Origin of the sequence: Chromobacterium sp. ASV23, from assembly GCF_016428945.1 — a bacterium.
In the GTDB taxonomy this organism is placed as follows: Bacteria; Pseudomonadota; Gammaproteobacteria; order Burkholderiales; family Chromobacteriaceae; genus Chromobacterium; species Chromobacterium sinusclupearum.
On the sequence record NZ_JAELTR010000022.1, the window covers coordinates 30,266 to 55,960 of the forward strand.

The following is a 25,695-nucleotide window of genomic DNA, read 5'->3' on the forward strand; positions in this document are numbered from 1 at the left end:
AGCCATCATCCTGCGGCGGGATTTGACCGCCGATAATCGAAATCAAAGAGGGCGCGATGAGCAGCAAACCAAGCGTGTTGGTGTTTGATCTTGGCGGGGTGCTGGTTGACTGGAATGGCATCGATCCGCTGATGCGGCTGTCCGGCGGCACCTTGCCGCGGGAAGACGCACGCCGGTTCTGGATAGAGAATCCCTGGGTGGCGCGGCTGGACCTGGGCGAATGTACGCCGCAGGCATTCTGCGCGGCGATGGTGGATGCGCTGCATCTGGGCCTCTCCCAGCAAGCGATGCAGGAGCAATTATCCGCTTGGCTGGCGGGCTGCTACCCAGGCGCCAGCGAATTGCTCGACACCCTGTCGCAAACCTTCCCGCTGGCTGCGCTCAGCAACAACAACGCGTTGCATTGGAACAAGATAGAGCGGGAATTTGGACTGCTGGGCCATTTCCAGCACACATTTGCCTCTCACCTGCTGCATTTGCGCAAGCCCGATCTGGCGATCTATCGCCATGTCGAGCAGGTGCTGGATCTGCAAGGAGAGCAGATCGCCTTCTTAGACGACAACATCGAATGCGTGGAAGCTGCCCGCGCCATCGGCTGGCAAGCCTTCCACACAGTCGGTTTCGAGCAACTGCAAGCCACGCTGCGCGTACAAGGCTGGCTGTAAACGCAGGGCGGCGGCTTGCCGCCCGGCCTCAGCCTATCACGCCGCCGGCGCGCAGGAACAGATACAGCGCCGCCAGTATGCCCACCAGCCAGGCCAAGGAACGCAGCGAGGCCTGGTTGGCGATATACAGCAGGCCATGGGCGACGCGCGCCAGCACGAAGACGGCCGCGGCGGCATTCATCGCCGCCTCCGGCACCTTCATCAGCCAGGCGGCCACGACGGCCGCCGTCCAGGTCGGCAAGGCCTCCCAGGCGTTCTGCTGCGCCCAGCCCGCGCGCTGGCGATAGCCCTCCGCCCTGGCCGCCACTTCGCGCGGCTTATGATTGTCGTAACGCGCCCCGGCCTTGGACACCCCGGCCCAGATCAACGGCAACACAGCCGCCAGCAACAAGCTCCATAAGACGAACGGCATCGCGATTCTCCTCAATTTTTGCCCGGCCAATCGCCGAGATAGCGCTCATCATCAAAGGTAGCGACCCAATGCGGTCGATACACCACCAACACCGCCAGCAACAAGCCAGTCGTAAAGGCCTCGGACCACGACAGCAGGAAATAATACGGCAAAGCCTCTTCCAGCAAGGCATCCCACGGGTAGATCCCGGCCAGCCCCAGCGCCAGCAAGCCGCACCCCGCGGCGCAAACCAGGCTGGCGCCGCCGGCCAGAAAGCCGTTGACAAACACATAGACAAAGAAATGCGGCGGCAGGAAACGCCGCGCCAGGCTCAGCGCGACGCCGGTCAAGGCGACTGCCGGCAGCGCCGTCAACAGCCAGTTCAAGCCCAGGGCAAGCCAATCGGCATGGCCGCCGGCCGCCAGCCCGATCTGCACCGCGGCCAAGGCCAGCAGCGCCAGCCACGGCCCCATCAACAAGGTGAACAGCGCGGCGCCGAGCATATGAAACGACAAACCAAGCTGCAAGCCCGCGCGCAGCAACCACAGCGCCAGATCGAACACGCAGGCGCCCATCCAGGCATTCAGCGCCGCGGCGTCCAATTGCCGCCACGGCACGCGCCAGGCGGCCAAGCACAATCCGGCCAGCGCCAAAGCGTTGGCCAGCCAGGCAATCCAGGGACCAAACAGGGAAGCCGACAAATCCATGACATTGAGCTTGCGGTTCGATGCCTGCCAGCATACCAGATGCCAAGCCCCGTTCGCGCCGCGCCGCGCGCCTTTTTCGCAAGACTGCCGTTACAATACGCTTTTGGATGGAGACCCGCATGACCGCCCTACCCGCCCCCCACCTGATTGCCCAGCAAGTTGGCCAGGCGCTGGCCGAAGACATTGGCCAGTGCGACTGGACCGCCCGCCTGATTCCCGCCGACAAGATCGGCTCCGCCCGCGTCATCGCGCGCGAGGACGCGGTGATCTGCGGCCAGGCCTGGTTTGATGAATGCTTCCGTCAGGTAGACCCGCGCTGCGAGGTGGAATGGCGGGTGAAAGAGGGAGACAAGGTCTCCGCCGGCAGCGAGCTGTGCCGCATCGCCGGCCCGGCGCGCGCGCTGCTGACCGCCGAGCGCAGCGCCTTGAACTTCCTGCAGCTGCTGTCCGGGGTGGCCAGCGAAACCCGCCGCTATGTCGACGCCGCAGCCGGCCACCGCGCGCGCATCCACGACACGCGCAAGACCGTTCCCGGCCTACGGCTGGCGCAGAAATACGCCGTCACTGTCGGCGGCGGCGCCAACCAGCGCATAGGCCTGTTCGACGGCATCCTGATCAAGGAAAACCATATCATGGCGGCCGGCGGCATTGCCGCAGCCATGGCCCAGGCGCTGGCGGACCTGCCGCCCGGCGTGACGCTGCAGATCGAAGTGGAAACGCTGGCCCAGCTGGAAGAAGCGCTGCGCCACGGCGCCACGCTGATCCTGCTGGACAATATGAGCACCGAGCAGATGCGCCAGGCGGTGGAGCTGACCGCCGGCCGCGCCCAGCTGGAAGCCTCCGGCGGCATCGACCTGGACACCGTGCGCGCCATCGCCGCCACCGGCGTCGACCGCATCTCGGTGGGCAAGCTGACCAAGGACGTCCGCGCCATCGATCTGTCCATGCGCTTTAACCTGTAAGCAACTACGCAGCGGCGGCTTTAGATGTCATACTGAAGACCTTAGAACAATAGACAACGCATACCCTCCGCCCTGATATGGAAATGACCAACCGCAAGCACGTGTACCGCTCCGCCCGCCATGCCAAGTGGGGCGCCGCATTGCTGCTGTTGGTCACGCTGAGCCTGGTGCTGCTGGACCTGGTCATCAGCTATCGCCAGGTGGAAAACGAGGCCAGCCACCAGGCCAACGGCCTGAGCCAGCTGTTGTCGGAGCGGCTGAGCTCAGGCATCCATGAAGCCGGCCTGATCCTGCAGAGCAGCAACCAGATCCCGGAAGTGCAGAAACTGCTGCGCAGCGGCAGCCTGCCGCTGGACGCCCAGCAGGATCTGCAGCAGAAGCTGCAGCAACAATTGCGGCTGGCGTCCTACCTGAGCCAGATCGAAATCGTCGACACGGCCTGTCAGACCATCTTCAGCAGCAAGCCCAACACCCCAACCCACGCCCGCCACAATGAATTCTGTCGCTGGCTGCATCGCAGCGAGCCGCAGGAGAGCAAATACACCGCAGTCATGCACAGCCCCACCGCCGGCGGCATCGTGCTGGCCAGCAAGCTGTACGACGCCGACGGCAACCTGATCGGCATGGCTACCGGCCTGATCAATCACAACTTTTTCCAGGATGAGGTCAGCCGCCTCACCGTGGGCGAACACGGCGAAATCTTGGTGCTGGATCAGCGCCAGCTGACCGTGGCGCGCTGGCCCAAAGTGGAAGGTCTCGACCCGCAAAGCTATCGGCCCTTGCAGCCGCACATCATGCTGTCGCGCGATGCCAGTCAGATGCTGTTCAGCGCGCCATCCAGCTTTGACGGTTCGATGCGGCTGTACAGCGTGCGCCAGACCGGCAATTACCCGTTCCAGGTGGCGGTGGGCATCTCGCGCGAGGATTTCACCCGTTATGTCTGGGACAAGGCCTGGCTGGCGCTGCCGGGCTGGCTGTTCGTGGCCGCGCTGACGCTGCTGGCGCTGCGCAAGCACCTGTCCAACCTCAATCAGCATCAACAACTGCTGCGCGGCAACGAGCGCATCCGCGAAAGCGAGGAGCAGGCGCGCCGCATTCTCGACACCGCCCCGCTCGCCCTGCTGCTGGTGAATCCTCAAACGCTGCGCATCCAGCACGCCAATGCGCCGGCGCGGGAGCTGCTGCGCTTGCCGCCGCAGCAGCCCGAGGCCGCCGGCCGCGAATTGAACCTGCCGCTGAAACTGCAGCCGGTGGAGCGCTGGCTGCTGGACGGCGAAGACGCGCTGCAACGCGAGATCGAACTGGAGCTGGAAGACAAGAGCCGCCTGTGGGCGATCGTGTCGCTGCAACAGCTGAACCGCGAAGGCGCGCCATCCTCGCTGATCGCCATGTACGACATCTCCGGGCGCAAGCAGCTGGAACAACAGCTGCATGAAAGCAATCTGCAATTGGCGGAAATGGCCATCACCGACCCGCTGACCCGGCTATACAACCGCCGCCACGGCGATATGGTGCTGAAAGACGAGATCAGCCGCTGCGAGCGCTACGGCCAGACCATGGCGATTGCGGTATTCGATATCGACCACTTCAAGAAATTCAACGACCAATACGGCCATCAGGCTGGCGACGATGTGCTGGTGGCCGTCGCCAACGCGCTGCGCGATTCGACGCGGAACACCGACATCAACGCCCGCATCGGCGGCGAAGAATTCATGGTGGTCTTCCCCTATACCCGGCTGCGCGACGCCCACAAGGTGATGCTGCGGATGCAGATGGCGCTGACCCACACCACCTTCCCCTTCGTCGAACAGCGCATCACGTTCAGCGGCGGCATCACCGACTGGCGGCCCGGCGACACGCCGGCCACCATGGTGTCGCGCGCCGACAAGCTGCTGTACGAAGCCAAGCTGTCCGGCCGCAACATCATCCTGTGCGATCAGGACACGCCCTGAGCGACAACCTGTTCCAACGGCCCCAGGCGGCCCAAGAAGCCTCCGCCAGCGCCCGGCGCAGAATCCGGCAACCACCCACCATGCCCGCTCAAGCCAGCGCGTCGGCCAGCATCCACATCATGGCCGCGGTGGCGCCCCAGATGGTATAGCGCCGCCACTCCAAGGCCAGATATTGCCCGGCCACGCCATCGCGCACATAGTCATGCCGGCTATAAGCCGACTTGTCCAGCAGATTCCGCAGCGGCACCTCGAACACCTCGGCCACCTCATCCGGCGCCGGCGACAGCGCCAAGGGCGGCTGCAGCATGCCCACCACGGGAGTCACCACGAAGCCGGTCACCGTCACGTAATCCGGCAGGCAACCCAGCACCCTCACCTCGGACTCCGGCAAACCGGTTTCCTCGCGCGCTTCGCGCAAGGCCGCCGCCTCGGCGGACGCATCGTCCGCCTCCCGCTTGCCGCCGGGAAAACTGACCTGCCCCGGATGGCTGGGCAGGTGATCCGCGCGCCGGGTGAACAGCACTGTAGGCTCGTCCGCGTGCCACACCAGCGGAATCAGCACCGCGGCCGGGCGCAAGCCTTCGCGCACGGGACGACACGGCAAGTCGCCCGCCTTGCCGGTGAAATCATATGCGCGCAGCCGCTGGGCAATCCGCCCCGCGGCTTCTTCTGCCTCCATCGACCACATTTTATTTTCCTTTTTACTGCTCGCGCCTGCCTATCTTGGGCAGCGTGATCTCGCGGGAATGGGCCAGCATGCGCAACGCCAGCCCCAGCCAGAACAGCAATTGCAAGGACCAGATTCCCACCCAGCCGAGTTTGTCGAACAGCCACAGCCCGCCTGCCACCACGATAGCCACCGTGCCGTAGAAATCCCTATGCAGGATGAAGGGCACGTCGTTGACCATCATGTCGCGCACCACCCCGCCGCCGACCGCGGTGATGAAACCCAGCGCCACCACGCCAAAGGCGTTGAGATCGAACATCAGGCCCACCTGCGCGCCGGTCAGGCTGAACGCCACCAGGCCGAGCGAATCGGCTACCACGAACAGCCCTTCCAATGCCCGGCTGCGCCGGCGGTGCAGGCCCAGCAGCCAAGCCAGCAGCACCGTCGCGGCGATGATGGCCAGATTGGTGTAATCGAAAAACACCCGCGGCACCCGATTCACCAGCACGTCGCGGATGATGCCGCCGCCGATGGCCGTCACCACGGCCAGAATCAGGATGCCCAGCACATCGAGCCGCTTGCGGATGCCCACCAGATAACCGGACACGGCGAAGGCGGCGGTGCCGATCGCCGAGAACCACTCCATTTGAAAAACGCGGCTTGGCAAATCCATGTCTCAATGTACCAAAAAAAATGCCAGACCGGCATGGTCTGGCATGTTTTGCGACGAGGGCCGCTTAACGGCGCATCGAGTCGAAGAAGGCCTGGTTCGACTTGGTGGCCTTGATCTTGTCCTGCAGGAATTCCATCGCCTCCAGGTCGTCCATCGGGTACAGCAGCTTGCGCAGCACCCAGATCCGCTGCAGCTGGTCCTGCGGGATCAGCAGCTCCTCGCGGCGGGTGCCGGAGCGGTTGATGTTCATCGCCGGGAAGATGCGCTTTTCCGCCATCTTGCGATCCAGATGGATTTCGCAGTTGCCGGTGCCCTTGAATTCTTCGTAGATCACGTCATCCATGCGGCTGCCGGTGTCGATCAGCGCGGTGGCGATGATGGTCAGGCTGCCGCCCTCTTCCACATTGCGCGCGGCGCCGAAGAAGCGCTTCGGACGTTGCAGCGCGTTGGCGTCCACGCCGCCGGTCAGCACCTTGCCGGAGGCCGGCACCACGGTGTTGTAGGCGCGCGCCAAACGGGTGACGGAGTCCAGCAGGATGACCACATCCTTCTTGTGCTCGACCAGGCGCTTGGCCTTCTCGATCACCATCTCGGCAACCTGCACGTGACGGGTCGCCGGCTCGTCGAAGGTGGACGACACCACTTCGCCGCGCACCGAGCGTTGCATCTCGGTCACTTCTTCCGGACGCTCGTCGATCAGCAGCACGATCAGCACCGCGTCCGGATGGTTGGCGGTGATGGCGTGCGCGATATGCTGCAGCATCACGGTCTTGCCGGACTTGGGCGGCGCCACCAACAGCGCGCGCTGGCCGCGGCCGATGGGCGCGATCAGATCGATGATGCGGCCGGTGATGTTCTCTTCGGCGCGGATGTCGCGCTCCAGCTTGAACTGCTCGGTCGGGAACAGCGGGGTCAGGTTCTCGAACAGGATCTTGTGCTTCGAGTTCTCCGGCGCTTCGCCATTGACCTTATCCACCTTCACCAGCGCGAAGTAACGCTCGCCGTCTTTCGGGGTGCGGATCTCGCCCTCGATGGAGTCGCCGGTGTGAAGATTGAAGCGGCGAATCTGCGACGGGCTGACGTAGATGTCGTCCGGACCAGCCAGATACGAGGTGTCCGGGCTGCGCAGGAAGCCGAAGCCATCCGGGAGCACTTCCAGCGTACCCTCGCCGAAGATGCTCTCGCCTTTCTTGGCCTGGTTTTTCAGAAGCGCGAAGATCAGATCCTGCTTGCGCAGACGGTTTGCGCCTTCGATCTCGTTGGAAATCGCCATTTCCACGAGCTCGGAAACATGAAGATGTTTGAGATCAGATAAGTGCATAGCGGTCGTGAGGTCGACTCGGTAGTATTCAGGCGGAACGCCGTCGGGGGTGTGGAAGCGTAAACGGAGCGGGCGGCTTTTTATGCCACCCGCCTTGAAGATTGTGCGTGGAGAATAGACGCTTTACAGTTGGCTGTCAATGAAGGCGGTCAGCTGGCTCTTGGACAGCGCGCCAACCTTGGTAGCCACAACCTGGCCATCCTTGAACAGCATCAGGGTCGGGATGCCGCGGATGCCGAACTTAGGCGGAGTCTGCTCGTTCTGGTCGATGTTCAGCTTGGCCACTTTCAGCTTGCCGGCGTAGGCGGTCGCCACTTCGTCCAGAATCGGAGCGATCATCTTGCACGGACCACACCATTCGGCCCAGTAGTCAACCAGCACCGGGGTGTCGGCCTTCAGCACGTCTTGTTCGAAAGAATCGTCGGTTACGTGATGGATCAAATCGCTCATGGCTTCCTCGTCGAAATTAAATAGCTTGCCTAATCCCCGATGGTAGCAAGCGCAGCCGCTTGCGGCAACCGCAGGCTGCGCGGAAGAATCCCTGCCTATCATCGGGTTATATACTGCATCCAGCGCATGGATGGCTGCTGCAAATGGCTGCCATTCGGTATAATGTCGCGCTGTTTACATGTGAAGGACACCAAATGGGCTTTCTGCAAGGCAAGAAAATCCTGATCACCGGCATGATCTCCAACCGCTCCATCGCTTATGGCATCGCGCAAGCCTGTCATCGCGAAGGCGCCGAACTGGCTTTCACCTATGTGGTGGACAAGCTGGAGACTCGCGTCCGTGAAATGGCGGCGGACTTCGGCTCCAAGCTGGTCTACCGCTGCGATGTGCAGAACGACGACGAGATCAATCAACTGTTCGTCGAGCTGGGCAAGGAATGGGATGGCCTGGATGGTCTGGTGCACTCTATCGGTTTTGCCCCGCGCGAAGCGCTGGAAGGCGACTTCCTGGATTCGCTGAGCCGCGAGGCCTTCCAGATCGCGCACGACGTGTCGTCCTACAGCTTCCCGGCGCTGGCCAAGGCCGCCCGCCCGATGATGCAGGGCCGCAAGGCCGCGCTGTTGACGCTGTCCTACCTGGGCGCGGTGCGGGCGATTCCGAACTACAACGTGATGGGCCTGGCCAAGGCCAGCCTGGAAGCCTCGGTCCGCTTCATGGCCGCCAGCCTGGGCAAGGAAGGCATCCGCGTCAACGGCATCTCCGCCGGCCCGATCAAGACCCTGGCCGCCTCCGGCATCTCCGGCTTCTCCAAGCTGCTGAACATGGCGGCCGGCCAAGCCTGTCTGCGCCGCAACGTGACCACCGAGGAAGTGGGCAACGCCGCCGCCTTCCTGCTGTCAGACCTGTCCTCCGGCATCACCGGCGAGATCACTTACGTCGACGCCGGCTACAGCGTCAACGCGCTGAACGTGCCGGAGTAAGCAGGCATCCCGCGCTACTCTTCGCGCAGCGCCTTCAGCGCTTCCTGCGAGTGGTAGAAAACCTGATCCAGGTCTTCTACCACACTGGCCGCATCCACCAGATCGTCGGCTTTGCCCAGCTGCTCCAGCAGCTGGCATAGCTCGGCCAGACGCTTCGCGCCTACGCTGCCGGCGCCGTTCTTCAGCGCATGAGCCGCGCGGAACAGTTCCTTGCCGTCGCCGCTCTTGGCCGCCTGATGTATGGCGGCCAAGAGCCGCGGCCCTTCCGCCAGCCAGGCCGCCACCATCCGCGGCAACAATCCGGGATCGATGTCGCGGATGCCTGCCAGCGCCTGCGGATCGAGCCAGCCCTCGTCTTTCTTGTCAGACGATCCCTCATCCGGGCGATCCGCCCCCGGCTTCATCCAGCGCGCCAGCACTTCCAGCAAGGCATTCTGCGTGAAGGGCTTGGCCAGATAGTCATCCATGCCCGTCTGCAGGCAGCGCTCACGCTCGCCGGCGCCGGCATTGGCGGTCAGCGCGATGATGGTCAGCCGTTCGCCGCCGGCTTCCCGCTCGCGAATCGCGCGGGTGGTCTGCCATCCGTCCAGCACCGGCATTTCACAGTCCATCAAAACCAGATCGAAGCGGCTCTGCGCGCAACGCGCCAAGGCCTCCTCGCCATTGCGCGCCAGCTCCACCTCGCACCCCAGATTGCGCAACATGGCCTGCGCCAGTTCCTGATTGACCAGATTATCCTCCACCAGCAACACCCTGCCGCTGAGCGTCTGCGGCGGCGCGCCATGCGCCCCCTCTGCGGCAACGGTCGGCGCGCGCGCCTGCAACAAGGCATTGTAAAGGTCGGATCGGCGCACCGGCTTGGTCAACACCTGGCGCGCCAGCTTGGCGGCGGCGTTCAACTGCTGGAAATCATCGGCGGCGGAGCTCAGGATGATGGCGGGCGGCATGACGCCCCGCATGCGCTCGCGCGCCGCCTCCAGAAACATCCGTCCATCCATCTCCGGCATCATCATGTCGGACAGGATCAGGTCGAAGCGTCCTTCCGCCGCACCCAGCAAGCTCAAGGCTTCGGCCGGATGCTGACAGACGCTTACCTGGCAGCGCCACGACTCCAGCTGGCTGCGCAGGATTTCCAGATTAGTGGCGTTGTCATCCAACACCAGCACGCGCAGCCGGCTCAGCAGTTCGGTCGGCTCGGCCGGCAGGCTGCGCGGCGCGCGCGGCAGCCGCAGAACGAAATGAAACTCCGTGCCGACCCCGGGCTCGCTTTCCAGATCGATGGCGCCGCCCATCATGCCCACCAGCCGCTGCGAAATCACCAGCCCCAAACCGGTGCCGCCAAAACGGCGGGTGGTGGAGCTGTCGGCCTGAGAGAACGGCTGAAACAACCGGCTGCGCTGCTCCGGCGAGATGCCTATGCCGGTATCGCGGACGCTGAAGCGGCACGCCACCTCGGTCTTGTTTTCCTCCAGCCGGTCCACCCGCGCCACCACCTGGCCGGACTCGGTGAATTTCACCGCGTTGCCGACCAGATTGGTCAGCACCTGGCCCAGCCGCTTGCCGTCGCCAAACACATCCACCGGCTCCAGGGGCAGCGCGCACATCAGTTCCAGGCCCTTGCCGCAGGCCACCGGGGCCAGCCGCTCGACGATCTCTTCCACCAGCTGATTGAGGCAGAACGGCTGGCTGTCCAGCTCAAAGCGACCGGATTCGATCTTGGAGAAGTCCAGGATGTCGCTGATGATGGACAGCAGGTTCTCGCCGGAACGATGCACCACATTGACGTAATGGCGCTGCTGTTCGTCCAGCCGGGTGCGCAGCAGCAGGTCGGTCATGCCGATCACGCCATTCAGCGGCGTGCGTATCTCATGGCTCATCACCGCCAGAAAATCGCTCTTGGCGCGGTTGGCGGCCTCGGCGGCGTCTCGCGCTTCCGCCAGCTCGGCGCTGCTGCGCTGCAATTCGCCCAACGCCTCGGTCAGTTGGGTGTTGGCCTGCTGCAGCGCCAGGCTGCGCGCGTGCAGCGCCGTCTCGCGCTCATGCAGCTTCTGGTACAGCCGCACTCGGTTCAGCAGCAGATTGTCGTCTAGCGGCTTCATCAGATAGTCCACCGCGCCCAGGCCGTAGCCGCGGCTGATGAACTCCTCGGCCTTGAAGATGGCGGTGACGAAGACGATGGGGATGCCGCGAGTGCGCTCGGTCATCTGCAGATGGCCGGCCGTCTCGAAACCATCCATGCCCGGCATCTGCACATCCAGCAGGATCAGGTTGACCTCGTGCTCCAGCGTGGCCATCAAGGCCTCTTCGCCGGAGGCGGCCTCCCGCACTTCGCAGTCGGACAGCCTGGACAACAAGGCGCGCAGCGTGACGCGGTTGTTGGGATTGTCGTCCACCACCAGAATGGCGAAGCTGGCGCTCATCGTTCCGCTCCTCTGCCGACGCGATAGAGGTAACTGCCGCTGCAATACGGCTCGAAGCCGGCATCCAGCGCCTGGCGGTGCAAGCCGTCCTGCGGCCCCAGCGCCAGAAAGCCTTCGGCATGCAGCGAGCGGGCGAAGCGGCGCAGCACTTGGCGCTGCAGCTCGGCGTCAAAATAGATCAGCACATTGCGGCAGACAATGAGCTGGAATTCATTGAAGATGCCTTCGTCGGTCAGCGAATGGCGATAGAACAGGATGCGCTGGCGCAGCCTGTCTTCCATTTTCAGGAAACGGCCGTTGGCGGCCAGATAGGCGTCGAACAGCCGCGGCCCGCCGCTGGCCAGATAGTTTTCGCGATTGGCCGCCAGCGCGCCGGCCGGAAACAAGCCGCTGCTGCCCAGCTCCAACAGGTATGGATTCAAGTCGGTGGCGAACAGATGGCTGCGGTCGAGCAGGCCCAGCTCCTCCAGCACGATGGCCAGGGAATACGGCTCCTCGCCGGTGGAGCAACCGGCTGACCACAGCTTGATCAGCGGAAAACTGGACAGATAAGGCAGAATCTCATCGCGCAGCAGCTTCATCTGCTGCGGATGGCGGAAGAAGCTGGTCACCCCCACCGGCAGCTCGGCGCACAGGCGCTCGAACAGCGCCGCGTCGGTCAGCACCGCCCGCTGGAAATCGCAGAAAGCGCGCAGATTGAACTGGCTCATCAGATTGAGGATGCGGCGCTTCAGGCTGTCGCGCTGGTAGTGGCGGAAGTCGTAGCCATAGTGGCTGGCCAGCGCCTCCAGAAACAGATCCAGCAGCGCGCCGTCCGGTTCCGCCTCTGCGCCGGCCGCGGCCGAGGCGGCCAGGCTGGCGATGGCCGGCAGCTTAAGGACGAAATCGTAATGCCCGTCGTTGCGCGCGGCGTCCGGCATGGCCCGCGCCGGCGCGCACTCGTCGCCATCCTGCACGATGACGCAGCCGCCTGCCTGGCGCAGCTCGGCGCAGCCATCGGCGCCGTCGCGTCCATAACCGCACAATAAAACCGCCAGCGCGCTGTCGCCATACTCCGCGGCCAGCGACTGGAACAGCACGTCGATGGAGGGCCGGGCAAACTGTATCTGGCGGTCGCGCGTCAAATAGACGTAACCGTGCGCCACCTTCATATGGTGGCCGGGCGGCGCCACATAGACCGTGCCCGGCCGCACCGGCGTCATCTGCTGCGGCATTTCCACTACATAGCCGGTGCGCGTCTTCAGCAGCTGATCCAATAGATTGGCCTGATCCTCCTGGACATGCTGGGCGATGAACGCCACCACGTCCGACAACGGCAACGCCTCGACGATGCGCAGAATCGGCTCCAGGCTCTGCGCGGAGCCGGCCAGCGCCAGCGCGCGCAGCGGCGGCCTTTCGCCCGGCTCTTCCACCTTGGCCGCCACCTGCCGCGTCGGCAGGCTCAGCCGCGCCAGGCTGTGAGCCAGCAAGGCGTGATAGGCCTGTATTTTCAGTTTGCCGCCTGCGTCCAGCCGGTCCGCGATGGCCAACAGCACATCCGGCGGCAAGATATCCGCATCGTAGAAGCACAGTTCCAGCGGCTCGGCCGGCTCCGTTCGCAGCAAGGCCAGCAGCGCCGAGCGGTCCTCATGCGTGTCCAGCCGGCCCAGCACCGCCGCCTTGCACTGCCCGCCGCGCTGCTGAACCGTCACGCTCATTTGGCGCGGCCCTCGCACCATTGCGCCGCCTTGGCCACCAAAACGTCGTAGTCCACGGGCTTGGACAGATAGTCATCGGCGCCGGTAGCCAGTATCTTTTCCCGCTCCGCCGGCAGCGCCTTGGCGGTGATCGCCACCACCGGCAGATCGACCCAGGCCGGGTTGGCCCGGATCGCCGCGATGGCCTGATAGCCATCCATCTCCGGCATCATGATGTCCATCAGCACCAGATCCGGCCGCTGCTGCTCCAGAAACTCCAGCGCGCGCCGGCCGTTGACGGCGCTGGACAATTTGGCGCCGTGCCGCTCCAGCGCGGCCGTCACCACGAACAGATTGCGCGGATCGTCATCCACCACCAGGATGCTGCGCCCCTCCAGCAGCCGGCTGCCCGTTGCGGCGGGCGGCGCTTTCAAGGCCGCCTGCTGCCGCGGCACGTCGCGCAGGAAGCGCTCCACGTTCTCCAGCAGCCTTTGCCCCGCCTGCGGCGTCTTGACGATGATGCAGTCGGAGTAGGCGCGCAGCTCCGCCTCGTCCTCGTCGTCCGGGCTCTGGCTGGCGTAAAACACCAGCGAGATAGCCGGATCGGCCTCGCGCAAGGCGGCGGCGACACCCAGGCTGGCCGCGACCGGCGCCGCGCCCAAGTCGATGATCGCCAGCCGGCAGCGGCTCTCCCGCAGCAAGGCCGGCCAGTCAGCCTCGGGGCCGACGCCGACGATGGCGCCGCCGGTTTCGCCCACCAGCTCTGCCACTTCGTCTCGGCTGATCCCCCCGCGCTCCACCACCAGAATCCCGCCGGCGTGCCCCCCCACCGCGCGCACCAGCTCGGCCTCGGCCGCCGCCAAGAGCTTGTCGCTGGCGGGTTTGCGCAAGAAGCCGATGGCGCCCTGCTGCAGCAAGGCCTCGTCGCGGTCGCGCGCGGAGACGATGTATACCGGAATCGAAGCCAGCGCCTGACGCGTCTTCAGCTCGTGCAGCACCTGGGTGCCGTCCATGTCCGGCAAGCCCAGGTCCAGCAGAATGCCTGCCGGCTGATGGCGCTCGGCCAATTCCAGCCCCTCGCCGCCGGTTCCGGCCAGCAAAGTCTTGTAGCCCAGCCGCCGGTTCATCGTCAGCAGCATCTGGCCGAACACCGGATCATCGTCGATCAGCAGCACCGCGCGGTCTCCCGGCTGCAGCGCGTCCCTATCGTCGCGCGCCATCTCCAGCCGCGGCGGCGGCGTCAGGCTGGCCGCCTCGCGCGAGGCGGCCGCGCTTTCCGGCAGCCAGACGCTGAACTCGCTGCCTTCGCCCGGCTTGCTTTCCAGCTCGATGGTGCCGCCCAGCATCTGGGCGAAGCGCAGGCTGATGGTCAGGCCCAGCCCGGTGCCGCCGAATTCGCGCGAGGTGGAGCCGTCGGCCTGCTGGAAGGCCTCGAAAATCACGCCCTTCTTGTCTTCGGAAATGCCGATGCCGGTATCGCGCACGCTGAGCCGGATCGGCAGCGCCGTGTTCGGATGGTGGCTGAGCCGGAAGGTGACGCTGCCCTGGCGGGTGAACTTGATGGCATTGGTCAGCAGATTGCGCAGAATCTGCGACAGCTTGTCTGGATCGGAAACGAAATCGCGCCGCAGCTGGTCGTCGATGACGAAGTCCAGGCCCTTGTCGCGCGCCAGATGCTCGAACATGCCCTGCAGCTCGAAGCACAGGTCGCGGCTGCTCAGCGTGGCCAGATGCACGTCCATCCGCCCTGCCTCCACTTTGGACAGGTCCAGCACGTCGTTGATCAGCCGCAGCAGGTCTTCGCCGGAGCGATGGATCACCTGCGCCCACTTCTGCGCCTCGCCCTGCACCTCGCCGTCTTCGGAGCTGACCATCATCTTGGACAGCAGGATGATGGAGTTCAGCGGCGTGCGCAGCTCATGCGACATATTGGCGAGGAATTCCGATTTGTACTTGCTGGCCTGGTCCAGCTGCCGCGCCTTGGCCTCCTGCTGCCTTTTCGCCTCTTCCAGCTCCTGGTTTTGCTGCTCCAACTGCTGCTGCGATTCCTCCATCTGCGCATTGGTCTGCTGCAGCTCCTCGGTCTGCTGCCGCAACAGCTGCTGCGCCTCTTCCATCTGGGCATTGGTCTGTTGCAGCTCTTCGGCCTGTTGCTGCAGCTGCTGTTGCTGCTCCTCCATCCGGGCGTTGCTCTCTCGCAGTTGCTCGCTCTGCGCGCGCATCTCGCGCTCGGACTCCTCGCTGGCCGCCAGCAGCTTGCGGATATGCACGCGCTGCTCGGCGGCGAACAGGAAGGAGGCCAGCATGCCGGTGATGTTGGACAGGTATTCCAGCTTGCGTTCGTCGAAATGCTCGAAGCTGGCCAGCTCGATCACGCCGACCAGTTCTTTCTCATGCAGCAGCGGATAGGTATAAGTGAAGCGCGGCAGCGCCAGCATGGTGCCGGTGACGATGGGCGCGGCGTCGTCGTCGGTCACCTCCAGGATGATGGGTTTGCGCTCGCGCGCCACCTGCCCCACCGCGCCCTGGCCCAAGGCAAAACTGGCGCCGAGATTGTTGCGCTCGGTGTACATATAGCTGCCGATCAGGTCCAACCGCTGTTCGGCCTCGCGATACAGGTAGAACACGCCGCGGCCGGCATCGAGATAACGGCCGATCAGCCCGATGGCGGCATCCGCCAGCTGCTCGGTGGCCAGATCGCCGGTCAGCGCCGCGGAAACCTGGCTATAGCCGTCCTTCAGCCAGTTGCGCCGCTCGTCCTCGGCGCGGGCGATGCGCAGCATCCGTATCATCTCGTTGATGGCGATGCCCAGTCGGTCCTTGGACGAGGCCAGCTTCACTTCCTGGCTCAGATCGCCCTGGCCGATGGCGTAGGCGCGGTTGGCCAGGTGCTCCAGCGACTCGGTCAACTGCTTGATCCGCGCCATCAGGCTGCTCTGGTCGCCCGTTTTCAGCTGGATATCGCTGGCCAGATCGCCCTCGGCCAGCCGGGCGGCGATCTCGGCCGCTTGCGATGGCTCGCCGCCCAGTTGCCCCAGGATCGACCGCGTCGTCCCGTAGCCGATTACGGCGATGGCCAGCAGCATCAGGCCGCAGATCAACAAAGTCATCAAGATGGCGTTACGCTTGGTCACTGCCGCCTCGTCAGAAAAACGCTTGGCGATGACGATGTTGTAATCAATATGCCCATCAATCAACCTGAGCATATTGTCGGACACAGGGTCCAGTTGCAGCAGCAATTGATGGGCCTTTGCCACGCTTTGCTCGCTAGAGCCTTTTTCCTGCAGCATTTTGTCCAGAATCATCTGGTATTGCCGCCAAATCGGCTTTTCTTTTTCCAGATAGGCCTTGTCCGCCTCATCAGCAAAACAACTGGTGCCCGCGCAGCCATCGTTTTCATAAGCATGGAGCGCATTGCTGACATTGTCGCGCGCCACCTGCAACCTCTCCTCCACCCGGTTACGCTCGGCCGTGTCCGCGCCATAATCCAGCCGCCCTGCCTCGGTACTGATTTCCTGAAAATTGCGGCGCAGCTCACCAAGAATTTTCAAGCTTGGCACCGCATTGATATTGGCGTTATTGGCGCCTTCGTACACCTTCTCCATCAGGTACTGTTCCAGCCCGGTCAACACGGCCAAGCCCAGCAGCGCAGCCAGCACCAGCAGCGCCATATTCTTGCCAACGGTCAATTTCACGCGAATCTCCCGGCATGGCCGCAAACGCGACATTAACTGTTGCAGTTTAGACAATTAACAAAATCACTAAATAAAGAAAAAAGACTAGACTGGAGACATCGGGCCTATTCCCGAGGAGGGGATGCATGCAGCTTACTGGCAACATTCTGGTGGTCGACGACACCATGACTACGCTGATGATGCTGCTGGCTCTGCTATCGACCCAGGGCTTCCAGGTCAGCTCGGCGCAAAGCGGCGCCGAGGCGCTGGATTTGGCGCAAAAACAACCGCCGGACCTGATCCTGCTGGACTTCAGCCTGCCGGACATGGATGGTGTCGCTGTTTGCCGCGAGCTGAAGCTCAATGTCCGCACCCGCGACATTCCGGTGCTGTTCCTCAGCTCCATCTCCGACGCCGATATCCGGGTGGAAGGCTTCGCCGCCGGCGCGGTGGACTTCATCGCCAAGCCATTCGAACGCAGCGAGCTGCTGGCCCGCGTCAACACGCACCTGGACCTGTCCCGCCTGAAACAACGGCTGAGCAAGCTGGTGGAGGAAAAAACCGAATCGCTGCGGCTGAGCGAGCAACGCTTCCGCGCGCTGATCGAACAGGCGCCGGAGGCCATCATGGTGTTCGACAAGGATACCGGCCGCTTTGTCGACGCCAACCGCCAGGCCGAGCGGCTGACCGGCCGGCCCTTGCAAACGCTGATAGGCCTGACGCCGGGCGACCTGTACTCCGCGGAGCAGCCCGATGGCCTGCCGGCCATGGAGACCGTACGCATGCATGCCGCCCGCGCCATGCAAGGCGAGGTGCAGGTATTCGAACGCGTCATACAGCGGCCGGACGGGGAAACGGTGCCGTGCGAGGTCAGGCTGAGCAAGCTGCCCAGCGAAACCGGCCATCTGCTGCGCGTCAGCTATATCGACATTTCCTCGCGCATGGCAGCCCAGGAAAAAATCAACCGGCTGGCTTATTTCGACAACCTGACCGGCCTGTACAACCATAGCGGCCTGCTGGAGCAGCTGAACGCGCTGTGCGCCCTAAGCGATGAGGAAAGGCCGCCGTTCGCGCTGCTGCTGATCGACCTGGGCGACTTCAAATACATCAATGACGTCTACGGCAACCGCATCGGCGACTTGCTGCTCAGCTGCGTGGCCGACCGGCTGCGCCAACTGGCGGGCAGCACCGGCCATGCCGGCCGGCTGGGCGGCATTGAGTTCGTGCTGCTGCAAACCGGCATCGCCAATGCCAAGGCCGCGCAGGCGCTGGCCAGCCAAGTGCTGGATACCATCACCGCGCCGTTCGCCGTGGATGAGATGATGCTGAGCATTGCCGCCAACATCGGCGTCAGCCTTGGAGCGCCGCATGGCTGCAACGGCCAGGAGCTGCTGCGCGACGCCGACATGGCGCTATACCAGGCCAAGCAGCGCGGCACGCGGCACATCGAACTGTATCAAGCGGAAATGGGTAAGCAGATGCGCGAGCGCATCGAGCTGGAGAAGGAGCTGCGCCACGCCATTGAAAAAGGCCAGCTGGTGCTGCATTACCAGCCGCAGATCGAACTGGCCAGCGGCCAGGTGGTGGGCGTGGAGGCGCTGGTGCGCTGGCAGCATCCGAAGAAGGGCATGATTTCGCCAGGCCAGTTCATTCCCATCGCCGAACAATCCGGCCTGATCCTGCCGCTGGGGCGCTGGGTGCTGCGCGAGGCCTGCCAGCAGCTCAGGCGCTGGCACGACAAACGCTGCGGCCTGGACATCAAGATGGCGGTCAACCTCAGCGTGGCGCAATTCACCGACCAGGAGCTGCCGGAGTTCGTGGCCGGCGTGCTGAAGGAAACCGGCATCGCGCCGGCATCGCTGGAGCTGGAAATCACCGAATCTTGCACCATGCTGTCGCCGCAGCAATCGATCCGCATGATGCAACAGTTCCGCGCCATGGGCGTTCACAGCTCGATAGACGATTTCGGCACCGGCCACTCCTCGCTGTCCTATCTCACCCGTTTCCCGGTGGACACGCTGAAGATAGACCAATCGTTCATCCGCAATATCGCCAGCGACGAAAAAGACACCGCCTTGTGCGACACCATCGCCTATCTTGCCCATCGCATGGATTTGCGGGTGGTGGCGGAGGGCGTGGAAACCAAGGAGCAGCTGACTTTCCTCTCCAGCATCCAGGTCGACGTGGTGCAGGGCTACCTGCTGTGCAAGCCGGTGCCTGCCGCGGAGGCGGAAGCCTTCATCCTGCAGCGGGCGAGTTTGAGTCCGCAGGCCGGCGTCGAATATTTCTGATACCAAGCCATCCATTGCCAGCCTCGCCTAGGCAATGGCACACTTTTCCCATCTCTATTGCCAGGCCAGCGCCATGCCCGACGACCACAGACTGACGGCCATCACCGCCGCCCACGCGGCGGAACTGCTGAACCATCTGCGACAAGGCAGCGTGAACAGTCCGCAGCAGCTGGGCGCGCTGGCGGACGCAAACGCCAACGAGCTGATCCTGGACCTGCTGCAAGCCGCCCGGCCCGAAGACGGTTTTCTGTCGGAAGAATCCGCCCCCGATCCCTCCCGCCTGTCGAAACACCGCGTCTGGATCATCGACCCGCTCGACGGCACCCGCGAATACTGCGAACGCGGCCGCGATGACTGGGCGGTGCATGTCGCGTTGACCGAGGGCGGCGCGCCCACCGCCTGCGCCGTGGCGCTGCCGGCATTGCATCTGCTGTACAGCACCGCAGCGCCACCGGAACTGGCCCCCGCGCCGTCCGGCAAACTGAAAATACTGGTCAGCCGCAGCCGGCCGCCGGAACTGGCGGCGCGGGTGGCCGCCAGGCTGGACGCCGAGCTGGTGCCGATGGGATCGGCCGGCGCCAAGGCGATGGCGGTGCTGCGCGGCGAGGCGCATGCCTACCTGCACAGCGGCGGCATGAACGAATGGGACACCTGCGCGCCGGTCGGCGTGGCGCTGGCCGCCGGCCTGCACGCCTCGCGCATAGACGGCAGCCCCTGCCGCTACAACCAGGCCGAACCGAGCATGCCGGATCTGCTGATCTGCCGACCGGAGTGGGCGGAGACGCTGCTAGGGGCAATCGCGGCCGAACAATAGGTCGCCTGTCTCTAGGCGCTGTTAGCGCGGCTCGGGCAAGCAGTGACGGATCGGGCCCAAATCCAGATGCGCTTCCAGCATGTCCGCCAGCTTGTCGATATTGGCCTCGCGCAATGCCGGATAGTCCAGGGCAGCTGGTTCGACCAAGCCGGCCCATTGCAGGACGGCCAGGCTGGCAGCCGGCTCATCGAACAGGCCATGCAGATAGGTGGCCAGAATCTGGTCGTCTTCCGAGCGCGCGCCGTCGCACCCGCCATCGGCAAAACGCAATGCAGGTCTGGCCAAGGCCGGTCCCTCGCTGACGCCCATGTGGATTTCGTAACCAGCCGCTTCCGCATCGTCCAGCGCCAAACGGCCTCGCCTCCGCGTCAGACGCTTCTCCGACGCCAGCGTGGTTTCCAGATCCAGCCAGCCCAGGCCGTCGCCGCTGCCCGGCGTGCCCTCCAGCCCGTGCGGGTCATGCAGCTTGCGTCCCAGCATCTGCAGGCCGCCGCAAATACCGATCAGCTTGCCGCCATAGCGCAAGTGACGGCGGATCGCCTCTTCCCAGCCCTGCTGGCGCAGCCAAGCCAGGTCCGCCAACACGCTTTTGCTGCCGGGAAGGATGATCAGGTCGGCCGGCGGCATGGCTTGACCCGCGCGCACCAGTCGAAAATCCACCTGCGGATGCAGGCGCAGGGGGTCGAAATCGGTATGGTTGCTGGCAAAGGGCAAAGCCGGCACCGCCACCGTCAGCTTGCCGCCGCTCCTGGCCGCAGCCGGCGCGCCGCAAGACAAGCTGTCTTCGGCTTCCAGATGCAGATCGTGCAGATAGGGCAGCACGCCCAGCACCGGCTTGCCGGTATAGGCTTGCAACCAGTCCACGCCGCTTTGCAGCAGCGCCGGATCGCCGCGGAAGCGGTTGATCACCAGCCCGACGACGCGGGCGCGCTCGGATTCCGACAGCAACGCCAAGGTGCCGGCCAAATGGGCGAATACCCCGCCGCGCTCGATGTCGGCCACCAGGATCACCGGGCAGTCCACCGCCTCGGCGAAACCCATATTGGCGATGTCGCCGTCGCGCAGATTGATCTCCGCCGGGCTGCCGGCCCCCTCGGCCACAATGCACTGGTACTGCGCCGCCAGCCGCGCGTGCGATGCCAGCACCGCCCGCATGGCGATGGGCTTGTAATCGTGATAGCCGCGCGCCTGCATATTGCCGATGGCGCGGCCCTGGATGATGACCTGGGCGCCATCGCGGCTGGCCGGTTTGAGCAGCACCGGGTTCATGTCGGTGTGCGGCTCCAGGCCGCAAGCCTGCGCCTGCACCGCCTGCGAGCGGCCGATCTCGCCGCCATCCACCGTCACCGCGCTGTTCAGCGCCATGTTCTGCGGCTTGAACGGCGCCACCTTGACGCCGCGACGCGCCAACAGCCGGCACAAGCCGGTGGCCAGCGCGCTCTTGCCGGCATCGGACGTCGCGCCCTGGATCATGATGGTTTTGGCGCTCATGCGGCCTCTCTTGCGCGCGGAATCAAGGTCGCCATTATACCGGGAGCGGCAACGGCTCAGCCGCCGGGAAAGCAAGGCCATGGAGTGCCCCGGTCACGGCCAGCGTGGGCCGCAACCGGGGCCGCGCAGCTTCTGCGCTTAAGCCAGCTCGGCGCGCAGCTGCTTCGCCGCGGCAACCATATTGCGCAAGGCCGGAATCACTTCGTTCCACTGGCGCGTCTTCAGGCCGCAATCCGGATTCACCCACAAGCGTTCAGCCGGTATGCGCTCCGCCGCTTTTTGCATCAGCTGGACGATATGCGCCTCGCTGGGGATGTTCGGCGAGTGGATGTCGTAGACGCCGGGGCCGATCTCATTGGGATAGTTGAAATCGTCGAAGGCGTCGAGCAGCTCCATGTCGGAACGCGAGGTTTCGATGGTGATCACGTCGGCGTCCATGTCGGCGATCGAGGCGATGATGTCGTTGAACTCCGAATAGCACATATGGGTGTGGATCTGCGTTTCATCGCCTACGCCATTGGCGGCGATGCGGAACGACTCCACCGCCCATGCCAGATACTCTTGCCATTGCGCCTTGCGCAGCGGCAAGCCTTCGCGCAGGGCCGCCTCGTCGATCTGGATCACCCGCACGCCGGCCTTTTCCAGGTCCAGCACCTCCTCGCGGATGGCCAGCGCCAGCTGGTAGCACGAGACCGCGCGCGGCTGGTCGTCGCGCACGAAGGACCAGTTCAAGATGGTCACCGGGCCGGTCAGCATGCCCTTCATCGGCTTTTGCGTCAGCGACTGCGCATAGCGGATCCATTGCACGGTCATGGCCTTGGGGCGGCTGATGTCGCCGTACAGAATCGGCGGTTTCACGCAGCGCGAGCCATAGGACTGCACCCAGCCGAACTGGCTGAAAGCGTAGCCGTCCAGTTGCTCGCCAAAGTATTCCACCATGTCGTTGCGCTCGGCCTCGCCATGCACCAGCACATCCAGGCCCAGAGCCTCCTGTTCGCGCACGCTGTGTTCGATCTCGGCGCGCATCGCCGCGGTGTAGGCCGCCTCATCGATTTCGCCGGCCTTGAACTGGCTGCGCGCCTGGCGGATGGCCGCGGTCTGCGGGAAAGAGCCTATGGTGGTAGTGGGAAAGGCCGGCAGCTGCAATTGCGCGGCCTGTCTGGCCGCGCGTTGCGCGTAGCCGCTGCGGCGGCGGCCCAGCTGCGCGTCTATCTTGGCGACGGCTGCCTTCACCGCCGGATTGTTGACGCGCGGCGACTGGCGGCGGGCATCGACGGCGGCGCGGTTGGCCGCCAGCGCCTTGGCCACCGCCGCGCGGCCCTGGTTCAACGCCGTGGCCAGCACGCGCAGCTCTTCCAGCTTTTGCTTGGCGAAGGCCAGCCAGGATTGAATCTCGGCATCCAGCTTCTGCTCGCTATGCAAATCCACCGGCACATGCAGCAAGGAGCACGATGGAGCCAGCCACAAGCGATCGCCCAGCGTGTGCGCCAGCGGCTCCAGCCAATCCAGCGCCGCATTCAGATCGGTTTTCCAGATATTGCGGCCATTGATCACGCCGACGGACAGCACGCGGTCGGCCGGCCATTGCGCGGCCAATGCCTCCACTTCATGGCGGGCATTGACGGCATCAAGATGCGCGCCGTGCACCGGCAGCGCGGCGAGCAGCGGCAGATTATCCTGCAGCTGGCCGAAATAACTCGCCAACAGCAGCTTGGGCTTGCCCGTGCCAAGCGCCTGATAAGCCGTGGCGAACGCCTGCTGCCAGCCGGCGTCCAGCTCGGTCGCCAGAATCGGCTCGTCTATCTGCACCCATTCCACGCCCTCTGCCGCCAAGGCGTCCAGCAGCTCGGCATACACCGGCAGCAGGCGCGAGAGCAGCGCCAGCTTGTCGGAGCCGTCCTTGGCCTTGCCCAAGGCCAGATAGGTGACCGGGCCGATGATCACCGGCTTGGCCCGGACGCCCTGCGCCTGGGCCTCGGCCAACTGCGCCAGCAGGCGCGAGGCATCCAGTTGGAAGGTAGTCGCCGCGCTGAATTCCGGGACGATGTAGTGATAGTTGGTATCGAACCACTTGGTCATCTCGCCGGCCGCCACGCCGCCGCAGCAATGGGCATGCTCTTCCGCCGACTGGGCCGAGCGGCCGCGCGCCACGCGGAAATAGTTGTCCAGCGCGTCGCCATGGAAATCGCGCACGCGCTCGGGCAGATTGCCCAGCGCGAAGCTCATGTCGAGCACCTGGTCGTAAAAGGAGAAATCGCCGACCGGCGCCCAATCCAGCGCCGACTGCTCCTGCCAGTGGCGACGGCGCAGCTCGGCGCCGACCGAATTCAACTCGTCGCGAGTGCTCTGGCCTTTCCAATATGATTCGAGGGCGAACTTCAGTTCGCGCTTGGCGCCGATGCGGGGGAATCCCAGGTTATGCGTAAATGCCACGATTTCTCCTTTTCTTAATAACCAAAAGTAGAAACATCGTAGAGCGGCCAATGCATGAAGAAAAATGGTATTGTTTCATCAATCAATGAAAACCATTCATGGAATAACCGCATGGCCACGCTTGAACGCATCCATCTGGCGATCATCCGCGCAGTAGACCAGCACGGCTCGCTGACCGCGGCAGCGGAACAGCTGCACCTGACCCAGTCCGCCCTGAGCCACACCATGCGCAAACTCGAAGACCAATTGGACGTGGCGATCTGGCGCCGCGAAGGGCGCAGCCTGCAGCCAACCCAGGCCGGGGAATATCTGCTGGCGGTAGCCAACCGGCTGCTGCCGCAGCTGAACCACGCCGAAGAGCGCATCAGACAATTCGCCCGCGGCGAAAGCGGCGCCCTGCGCATCGGCATGGAATGCCATCCCTGCTACCAGTGGCTGCTGAAAATCGTCTCGCCCTATCTGGCGGCCTGGCCCATGGTCGATGTGGACGTGAAGCAGAAATTCCAGTTCGGCGGCATCGGCGCGCTGTTCGGCTACGAGATAGACATGCTGGTCACGCCGGACCCGCTCTACAAACCGGGGCTGCGCTTCGAGCCGGTATTCGATTACGAGCAGGTGCTGGTGGTGGGGCCGGGACATCCCTTGCGCCATGCGCCTCATGCGCAAGCGGAACAGCTGGTGGAGGAAACGCTGATCACCTACCCTGTGAGCATCGACCGGCTGGACGTCTATACCCAGTTCCTGATGCCGGCCGGCATCCAGCCCAAACGGCACAAGCCGATAGAAACCACCGACATCATGCTGCAGATGGTGGCCAGCGGCCGCGGCGTGGCGGCCCTGCCGCGCTGGCTGGTGGACGAGTACGCCGCCAAGCTGGACATCGCCGCGGTCAAACTGGGGGAGCATGGCATCGCCAAGCAGATTTTCCTGGGCATCCGCGAAACGGACGCCGACATCGACTACCTCAGCGCCTTTGTCCAACTGGCGCGCGGAGATCGCAGGTAAACCCCGCGGCTGTTCCCGCGATATTGCACAGCCCTCACAGCAAGGTTGCCCAACCATGAACCGTTACCCGCAAGCCGACATCGACGCCGTCTACCGCGCCATCCGCGAGCGCCGCGACATGCGTCACTTCAAACCGGACCCGGTCGATCCCGACATCATGCAGCGGCTGCTAGCCGCGGCCCATTTCGCGCCCAGCGTAGGCTTCATGCAGCCATGGCGCTTCATCCGCATCCGCAGCGCCGAATTGCGCCGCCAGATGCACGCGCTGGTGGAGGAGGAGCGGATACAGACCGCCCGCGCGCTGGGCGAGCGCGAGGACGCGTTCATGAAGCTGAAGGTGGAGGGCCTGCTCGATTGCGGCGAGGTGCTGGTGGCCGCGCTGATGGACGGCCGCGAGCGGCATGTCTTTGGCCGCCGCACCCTGCCGGAAATGGACTTGGCCTCGGTGGCCTGCGCCATCCAGAACATGTGGCTGGCGGCTCGGGCCGAGGGCTTGGGGCTAGGCTGGGTGTCGATATTCGATCCCGCCAAACTGGCCGCTCTGCTTTCCATCCCGCCAGGCGCGCGGCCGGTGGCGATACTGTGCATCGGCCACGTCGAAGCGTTTTACGAGCGGCCGATGCTGGAGCAGGAAAACTGGGCCAGCCGGCAGAATCTGGCCGATCTGGTCTACGATGAGCACTGGCCTGACGCCTGATCAAGACGCCCCAGGCCGGATCTCGCCCAAGCGAGAGGCAAACCGCCAAAGCCAGCACGCGTGAAGCAGCGGTTTTATCGCGGCGCGCCCTGCGCCAGCTGCTTCTGCAGGCACGTGGGGCACAGGCAATCGCTATCGGCCGCCAAGGGCGACAAGTCGCGCGGCAGGTCCGCGCACCAGCAGCCGCCTTGCTCCCCGCCCGCGCCGCAAGTAAAACCGCTGCCGCAACGCGCGCAAGTCTTGCGCTGCACCGGTAGCGGCAACGCCAGCAGCCTCCGCCACACCTGTTCCTTTTGTTCCGCGCGATAACCGGACCAAGCTGCGATCTCGTCCAGCGTGCGATGGCAGCCTGCGCAAACCTGCCCGCTCTCGTCCAAGCGGCAGACGCCTATGCAGGGGGATGGCACCGCCTTGTCTGACTGCTCC

The 25,695-nt window shown here is 64.5% G+C and carries 20 protein-coding genes; 8 read left to right on the forward strand and 12 right to left on the reverse strand.

Annotated features, from left to right (window positions below):
- Positions 1 to 56 precede the first annotated feature (56 nt).
- The gene (locus JHD59_RS11005; protein WP_199154264.1) at positions 57 to 665 is read left to right on the forward strand and encodes an HAD family hydrolase; all 609 of its coding nucleotides are present in this window, start codon (positions 57 to 59) and stop codon (positions 663 to 665) included.
- A gap of 28 nt (positions 666 to 693) precedes the next feature.
- Here JHD59_RS11005 and JHD59_RS11010 read toward each other — a convergent pair whose 3' ends face one another.
- Positions 694 to 1,077 carry an MAPEG family protein gene (locus JHD59_RS11010; RefSeq protein WP_199154265.1) on the reverse strand — a complete coding sequence of 128 codons (384 nt, stop codon included), beginning with the start codon at positions 1,075 to 1,077 and terminating at the stop codon, positions 694 to 696.
- Between the two features lie 11 nt (positions 1,078 to 1,088).
- Entirely contained in the window at positions 1,089 to 1,763 is a 675-nt protein-coding gene (locus JHD59_RS11015) for an energy-coupling factor ABC transporter permease (protein WP_199154266.1), read from the reverse strand.
- A 119-nt stretch (positions 1,764 to 1,882) separates the two neighbouring features.
- Here JHD59_RS11015 and nadC point away from each other — a divergent pair, with 119 nt between their 5' ends.
- Together nadC and JHD59_RS11025 are read left to right on the forward strand one after the other, a co-directional pair.
- The gene (gene nadC / locus JHD59_RS11020; RefSeq protein ID WP_199154267.1) at positions 1,883 to 2,725 is read left to right on the forward strand and encodes a carboxylating nicotinate-nucleotide diphosphorylase; all 843 of its coding nucleotides are present in this window, start codon (positions 1,883 to 1,885) and stop codon (positions 2,723 to 2,725) included.
- 83 nt (positions 2,726 to 2,808) lie between these two features.
- On the forward strand, positions 2,809 to 4,677 hold the full coding sequence (locus JHD59_RS11025) for a diguanylate cyclase (RefSeq protein ID WP_199154268.1): 1,869 nt from the start codon (positions 2,809 to 2,811) through the stop codon (positions 4,675 to 4,677).
- 88 nt (positions 4,678 to 4,765) lie between these two features.
- Here JHD59_RS11025 and JHD59_RS11030 read toward each other — a convergent pair whose 3' ends face one another.
- The 4 genes from JHD59_RS11030 to trxA form a co-directional block, all read right to left on the reverse strand.
- The gene (locus JHD59_RS11030) at positions 4,766 to 5,365 is read right to left on the reverse strand and encodes a CoA pyrophosphatase (protein ID WP_103318723.1); all 600 of its coding nucleotides are present in this window, start codon (positions 5,363 to 5,365) and stop codon (positions 4,766 to 4,768) included.
- A gap of 13 nt (positions 5,366 to 5,378) precedes the next feature.
- Positions 5,379 to 5,990 carry a trimeric intracellular cation channel family protein gene (locus tag JHD59_RS11035; protein ID WP_233164005.1) on the reverse strand — a complete coding sequence of 204 codons (612 nt, stop codon included), beginning with the start codon at positions 5,988 to 5,990 and terminating at the stop codon, positions 5,379 to 5,381.
- Between the two features lie 91 nt (positions 5,991 to 6,081).
- On the reverse strand, positions 6,082 to 7,338 hold the full coding sequence (gene rho, locus JHD59_RS11040) for a transcription termination factor Rho (RefSeq protein WP_103318719.1): 1,257 nt from the start codon (positions 7,336 to 7,338) through the stop codon (positions 6,082 to 6,084).
- A 123-nt stretch (positions 7,339 to 7,461) separates the two neighbouring features.
- Positions 7,462 to 7,788: a thioredoxin TrxA gene (trxA, locus tag JHD59_RS11045; RefSeq protein ID WP_043625554.1), complete on the reverse strand. Its 327-nt coding sequence runs from the start codon at positions 7,786 to 7,788 to the stop codon at positions 7,462 to 7,464.
- A 194-nt stretch (positions 7,789 to 7,982) separates the two neighbouring features.
- Here trxA and fabI point away from each other — a divergent pair, with 194 nt between their 5' ends.
- Positions 7,983 to 8,768, forward strand: coding sequence for an enoyl-ACP reductase FabI (gene fabI / locus JHD59_RS11050; RefSeq protein WP_043625557.1), 786 nt, complete (start codon positions 7,983 to 7,985; stop codon positions 8,766 to 8,768).
- Positions 8,769 to 8,782: 14 nt separating this feature from the next.
- On the opposite strand, the gene JHD59_RS11055 is transcribed toward fabI, so the two are convergent.
- From JHD59_RS11055 to JHD59_RS11065, 3 genes are read right to left on the reverse strand one after another with little or no spacing between them, the layout of a single operon-like run.
- Positions 8,783 to 11,188 (reverse strand): response regulator, encoded by a 2,406-nt coding sequence (locus tag JHD59_RS11055; protein WP_199154269.1) that lies wholly within the window; start codon positions 11,186 to 11,188, stop codon positions 8,783 to 8,785.
- Complete coding sequence (locus JHD59_RS11060) at positions 11,185 to 12,885, reverse strand: chemotaxis protein CheB (RefSeq protein WP_199154270.1); 1,701 nt, start codon at positions 12,883 to 12,885, stop codon at positions 11,185 to 11,187. The genes JHD59_RS11055 and JHD59_RS11060 overlap by 4 nt, the downstream gene beginning before the upstream one ends.
- Positions 12,882 to 16,559: a response regulator gene (locus JHD59_RS11065; RefSeq protein WP_199154271.1), complete on the reverse strand. Its 3,678-nt coding sequence runs from the start codon at positions 16,557 to 16,559 to the stop codon at positions 12,882 to 12,884. Before JHD59_RS11065 ends, JHD59_RS11060 begins: the two co-directional genes overlap by 4 nt.
- Positions 16,560 to 16,684: 125 nt before the next feature.
- On the opposite strand from JHD59_RS11065, the gene JHD59_RS11070 reads away from it, so the two are divergent.
- The gene (locus JHD59_RS11070) at positions 16,685 to 18,829 is read left to right on the forward strand and encodes an EAL domain-containing protein (RefSeq protein WP_199154272.1); all 2,145 of its coding nucleotides are present in this window, start codon (positions 16,685 to 16,687) and stop codon (positions 18,827 to 18,829) included.
- 73 nt (positions 18,830 to 18,902) lie between these two features.
- A complete protein-coding gene (locus tag JHD59_RS11075) occupies positions 18,903 to 19,643 on the forward strand; it encodes a 3'(2'),5'-bisphosphate nucleotidase CysQ (RefSeq protein WP_199154273.1) in 741 nt (246 codons plus the stop codon).
- 21 nt (positions 19,644 to 19,664) lie between these two features.
- On the opposite strand, the gene JHD59_RS11080 is transcribed toward JHD59_RS11075, so the two are convergent.
- A complete protein-coding gene (locus JHD59_RS11080; protein ID WP_199154274.1) occupies positions 19,665 to 21,134 on the reverse strand; it encodes a cobyric acid synthase in 1,470 nt (489 codons plus the stop codon).
- 138 nt (positions 21,135 to 21,272) lie between these two features.
- On the reverse strand, positions 21,273 to 23,567 hold the full coding sequence (gene metE, locus JHD59_RS11085) for a 5-methyltetrahydropteroyltriglutamate--homocysteine S-methyltransferase (protein ID WP_199154275.1): 2,295 nt from the start codon (positions 23,565 to 23,567) through the stop codon (positions 21,273 to 21,275).
- Between the two features lie 111 nt (positions 23,568 to 23,678).
- Between metE and JHD59_RS11090 the strand changes: the two genes are divergently transcribed.
- Together JHD59_RS11090 and bluB are read left to right on the forward strand one after the other, a co-directional pair.
- Positions 23,679 to 24,572, forward strand: a complete 894-nt coding sequence (locus tag JHD59_RS11090) for a LysR family transcriptional regulator (protein ID WP_233164006.1) — start codon at positions 23,679 to 23,681, stop codon at positions 24,570 to 24,572.
- Between the two features lie 55 nt (positions 24,573 to 24,627).
- The gene (gene bluB, locus JHD59_RS11095; protein WP_199154277.1) at positions 24,628 to 25,269 is read left to right on the forward strand and encodes a 5,6-dimethylbenzimidazole synthase; all 642 of its coding nucleotides are present in this window, start codon (positions 24,628 to 24,630) and stop codon (positions 25,267 to 25,269) included.
- A gap of 74 nt (positions 25,270 to 25,343) precedes the next feature.
- Here the strand turns inward: bluB and JHD59_RS11100 are convergent, their stop codons facing one another.
- Positions 25,344 to 25,676, reverse strand: a complete 333-nt coding sequence (locus JHD59_RS11100) for a cysteine-rich CWC family protein (RefSeq protein ID WP_368671575.1) — start codon at positions 25,674 to 25,676, stop codon at positions 25,344 to 25,346.
- Positions 25,677 to 25,695 lie beyond the last annotated feature (19 nt).

Bases quoted from the DNA above. Each gene is read 5' to 3' on its own strand.
- JHD59_RS11005 (WP_199154264.1), top strand. From the start codon at position 57: ATGAGCAGCAAACCAAGCGTGTTGGTGTTTGATCTTGGCGGGGTGCTG.
- JHD59_RS11010 (WP_199154265.1), bottom strand. From the start codon at position 1,077: ATGCCGTTCGTCTTATGGAGCTTGTTGCTGGCGGCTGTGTTGCCGTTG.
- JHD59_RS11015 (WP_199154266.1), bottom strand. From the start codon at position 1,763: ATGGATTTGTCGGCTTCCCTGTTTGGTCCCTGGATTGCCTGGCTGGCC.
- nadC (WP_199154267.1), top strand. From the start codon at position 1,883: ATGACCGCCCTACCCGCCCCCCACCTGATTGCCCAGCAAGTTGGCCAG.
- JHD59_RS11025 (WP_199154268.1), top strand. From the start codon at position 2,809: ATGACCAACCGCAAGCACGTGTACCGCTCCGCCCGCCATGCCAAGTGG.
- JHD59_RS11030 (WP_103318723.1), bottom strand. From the start codon at position 5,365: ATGTGGTCGATGGAGGCAGAAGAAGCCGCGGGGCGGATTGCCCAGCGG.
- JHD59_RS11035 (WP_233164005.1), bottom strand. From the start codon at position 5,990: ATGGAGTGGTTCTCGGCGATCGGCACCGCCGCCTTCGCCGTGTCCGGT.
- rho (WP_103318719.1), bottom strand. From the start codon at position 7,338: ATGCACTTATCTGATCTCAAACATCTTCATGTTTCCGAGCTCGTGGAA.
- trxA (WP_043625554.1), bottom strand. From the start codon at position 7,788: ATGAGCGATTTGATCCATCACGTAACCGACGATTCTTTCGAACAAGAC.
- fabI (WP_043625557.1), top strand. From the start codon at position 7,983: ATGGGCTTTCTGCAAGGCAAGAAAATCCTGATCACCGGCATGATCTCC.
- JHD59_RS11055 (WP_199154269.1), bottom strand. From the start codon at position 11,188: ATGAGCGCCAGCTTCGCCATTCTGGTGGTGGACGACAATCCCAACAAC.
- JHD59_RS11060 (WP_199154270.1), bottom strand. From the start codon at position 12,885: ATGAGCGTGACGGTTCAGCAGCGCGGCGGGCAGTGCAAGGCGGCGGTG.
- JHD59_RS11070 (WP_199154272.1), top strand. From the start codon at position 16,685: ATGCAGCTTACTGGCAACATTCTGGTGGTCGACGACACCATGACTACG.
- JHD59_RS11075 (WP_199154273.1), top strand. From the start codon at position 18,903: ATGCCCGACGACCACAGACTGACGGCCATCACCGCCGCCCACGCGGCG.
- JHD59_RS11080 (WP_199154274.1), bottom strand. From the start codon at position 21,134: ATGAGCGCCAAAACCATCATGATCCAGGGCGCGACGTCCGATGCCGGC.
- JHD59_RS11090 (WP_233164006.1), top strand. From the start codon at position 23,679: ATGGCCACGCTTGAACGCATCCATCTGGCGATCATCCGCGCAGTAGAC.
- bluB (WP_199154277.1), top strand. From the start codon at position 24,628: ATGAACCGTTACCCGCAAGCCGACATCGACGCCGTCTACCGCGCCATC.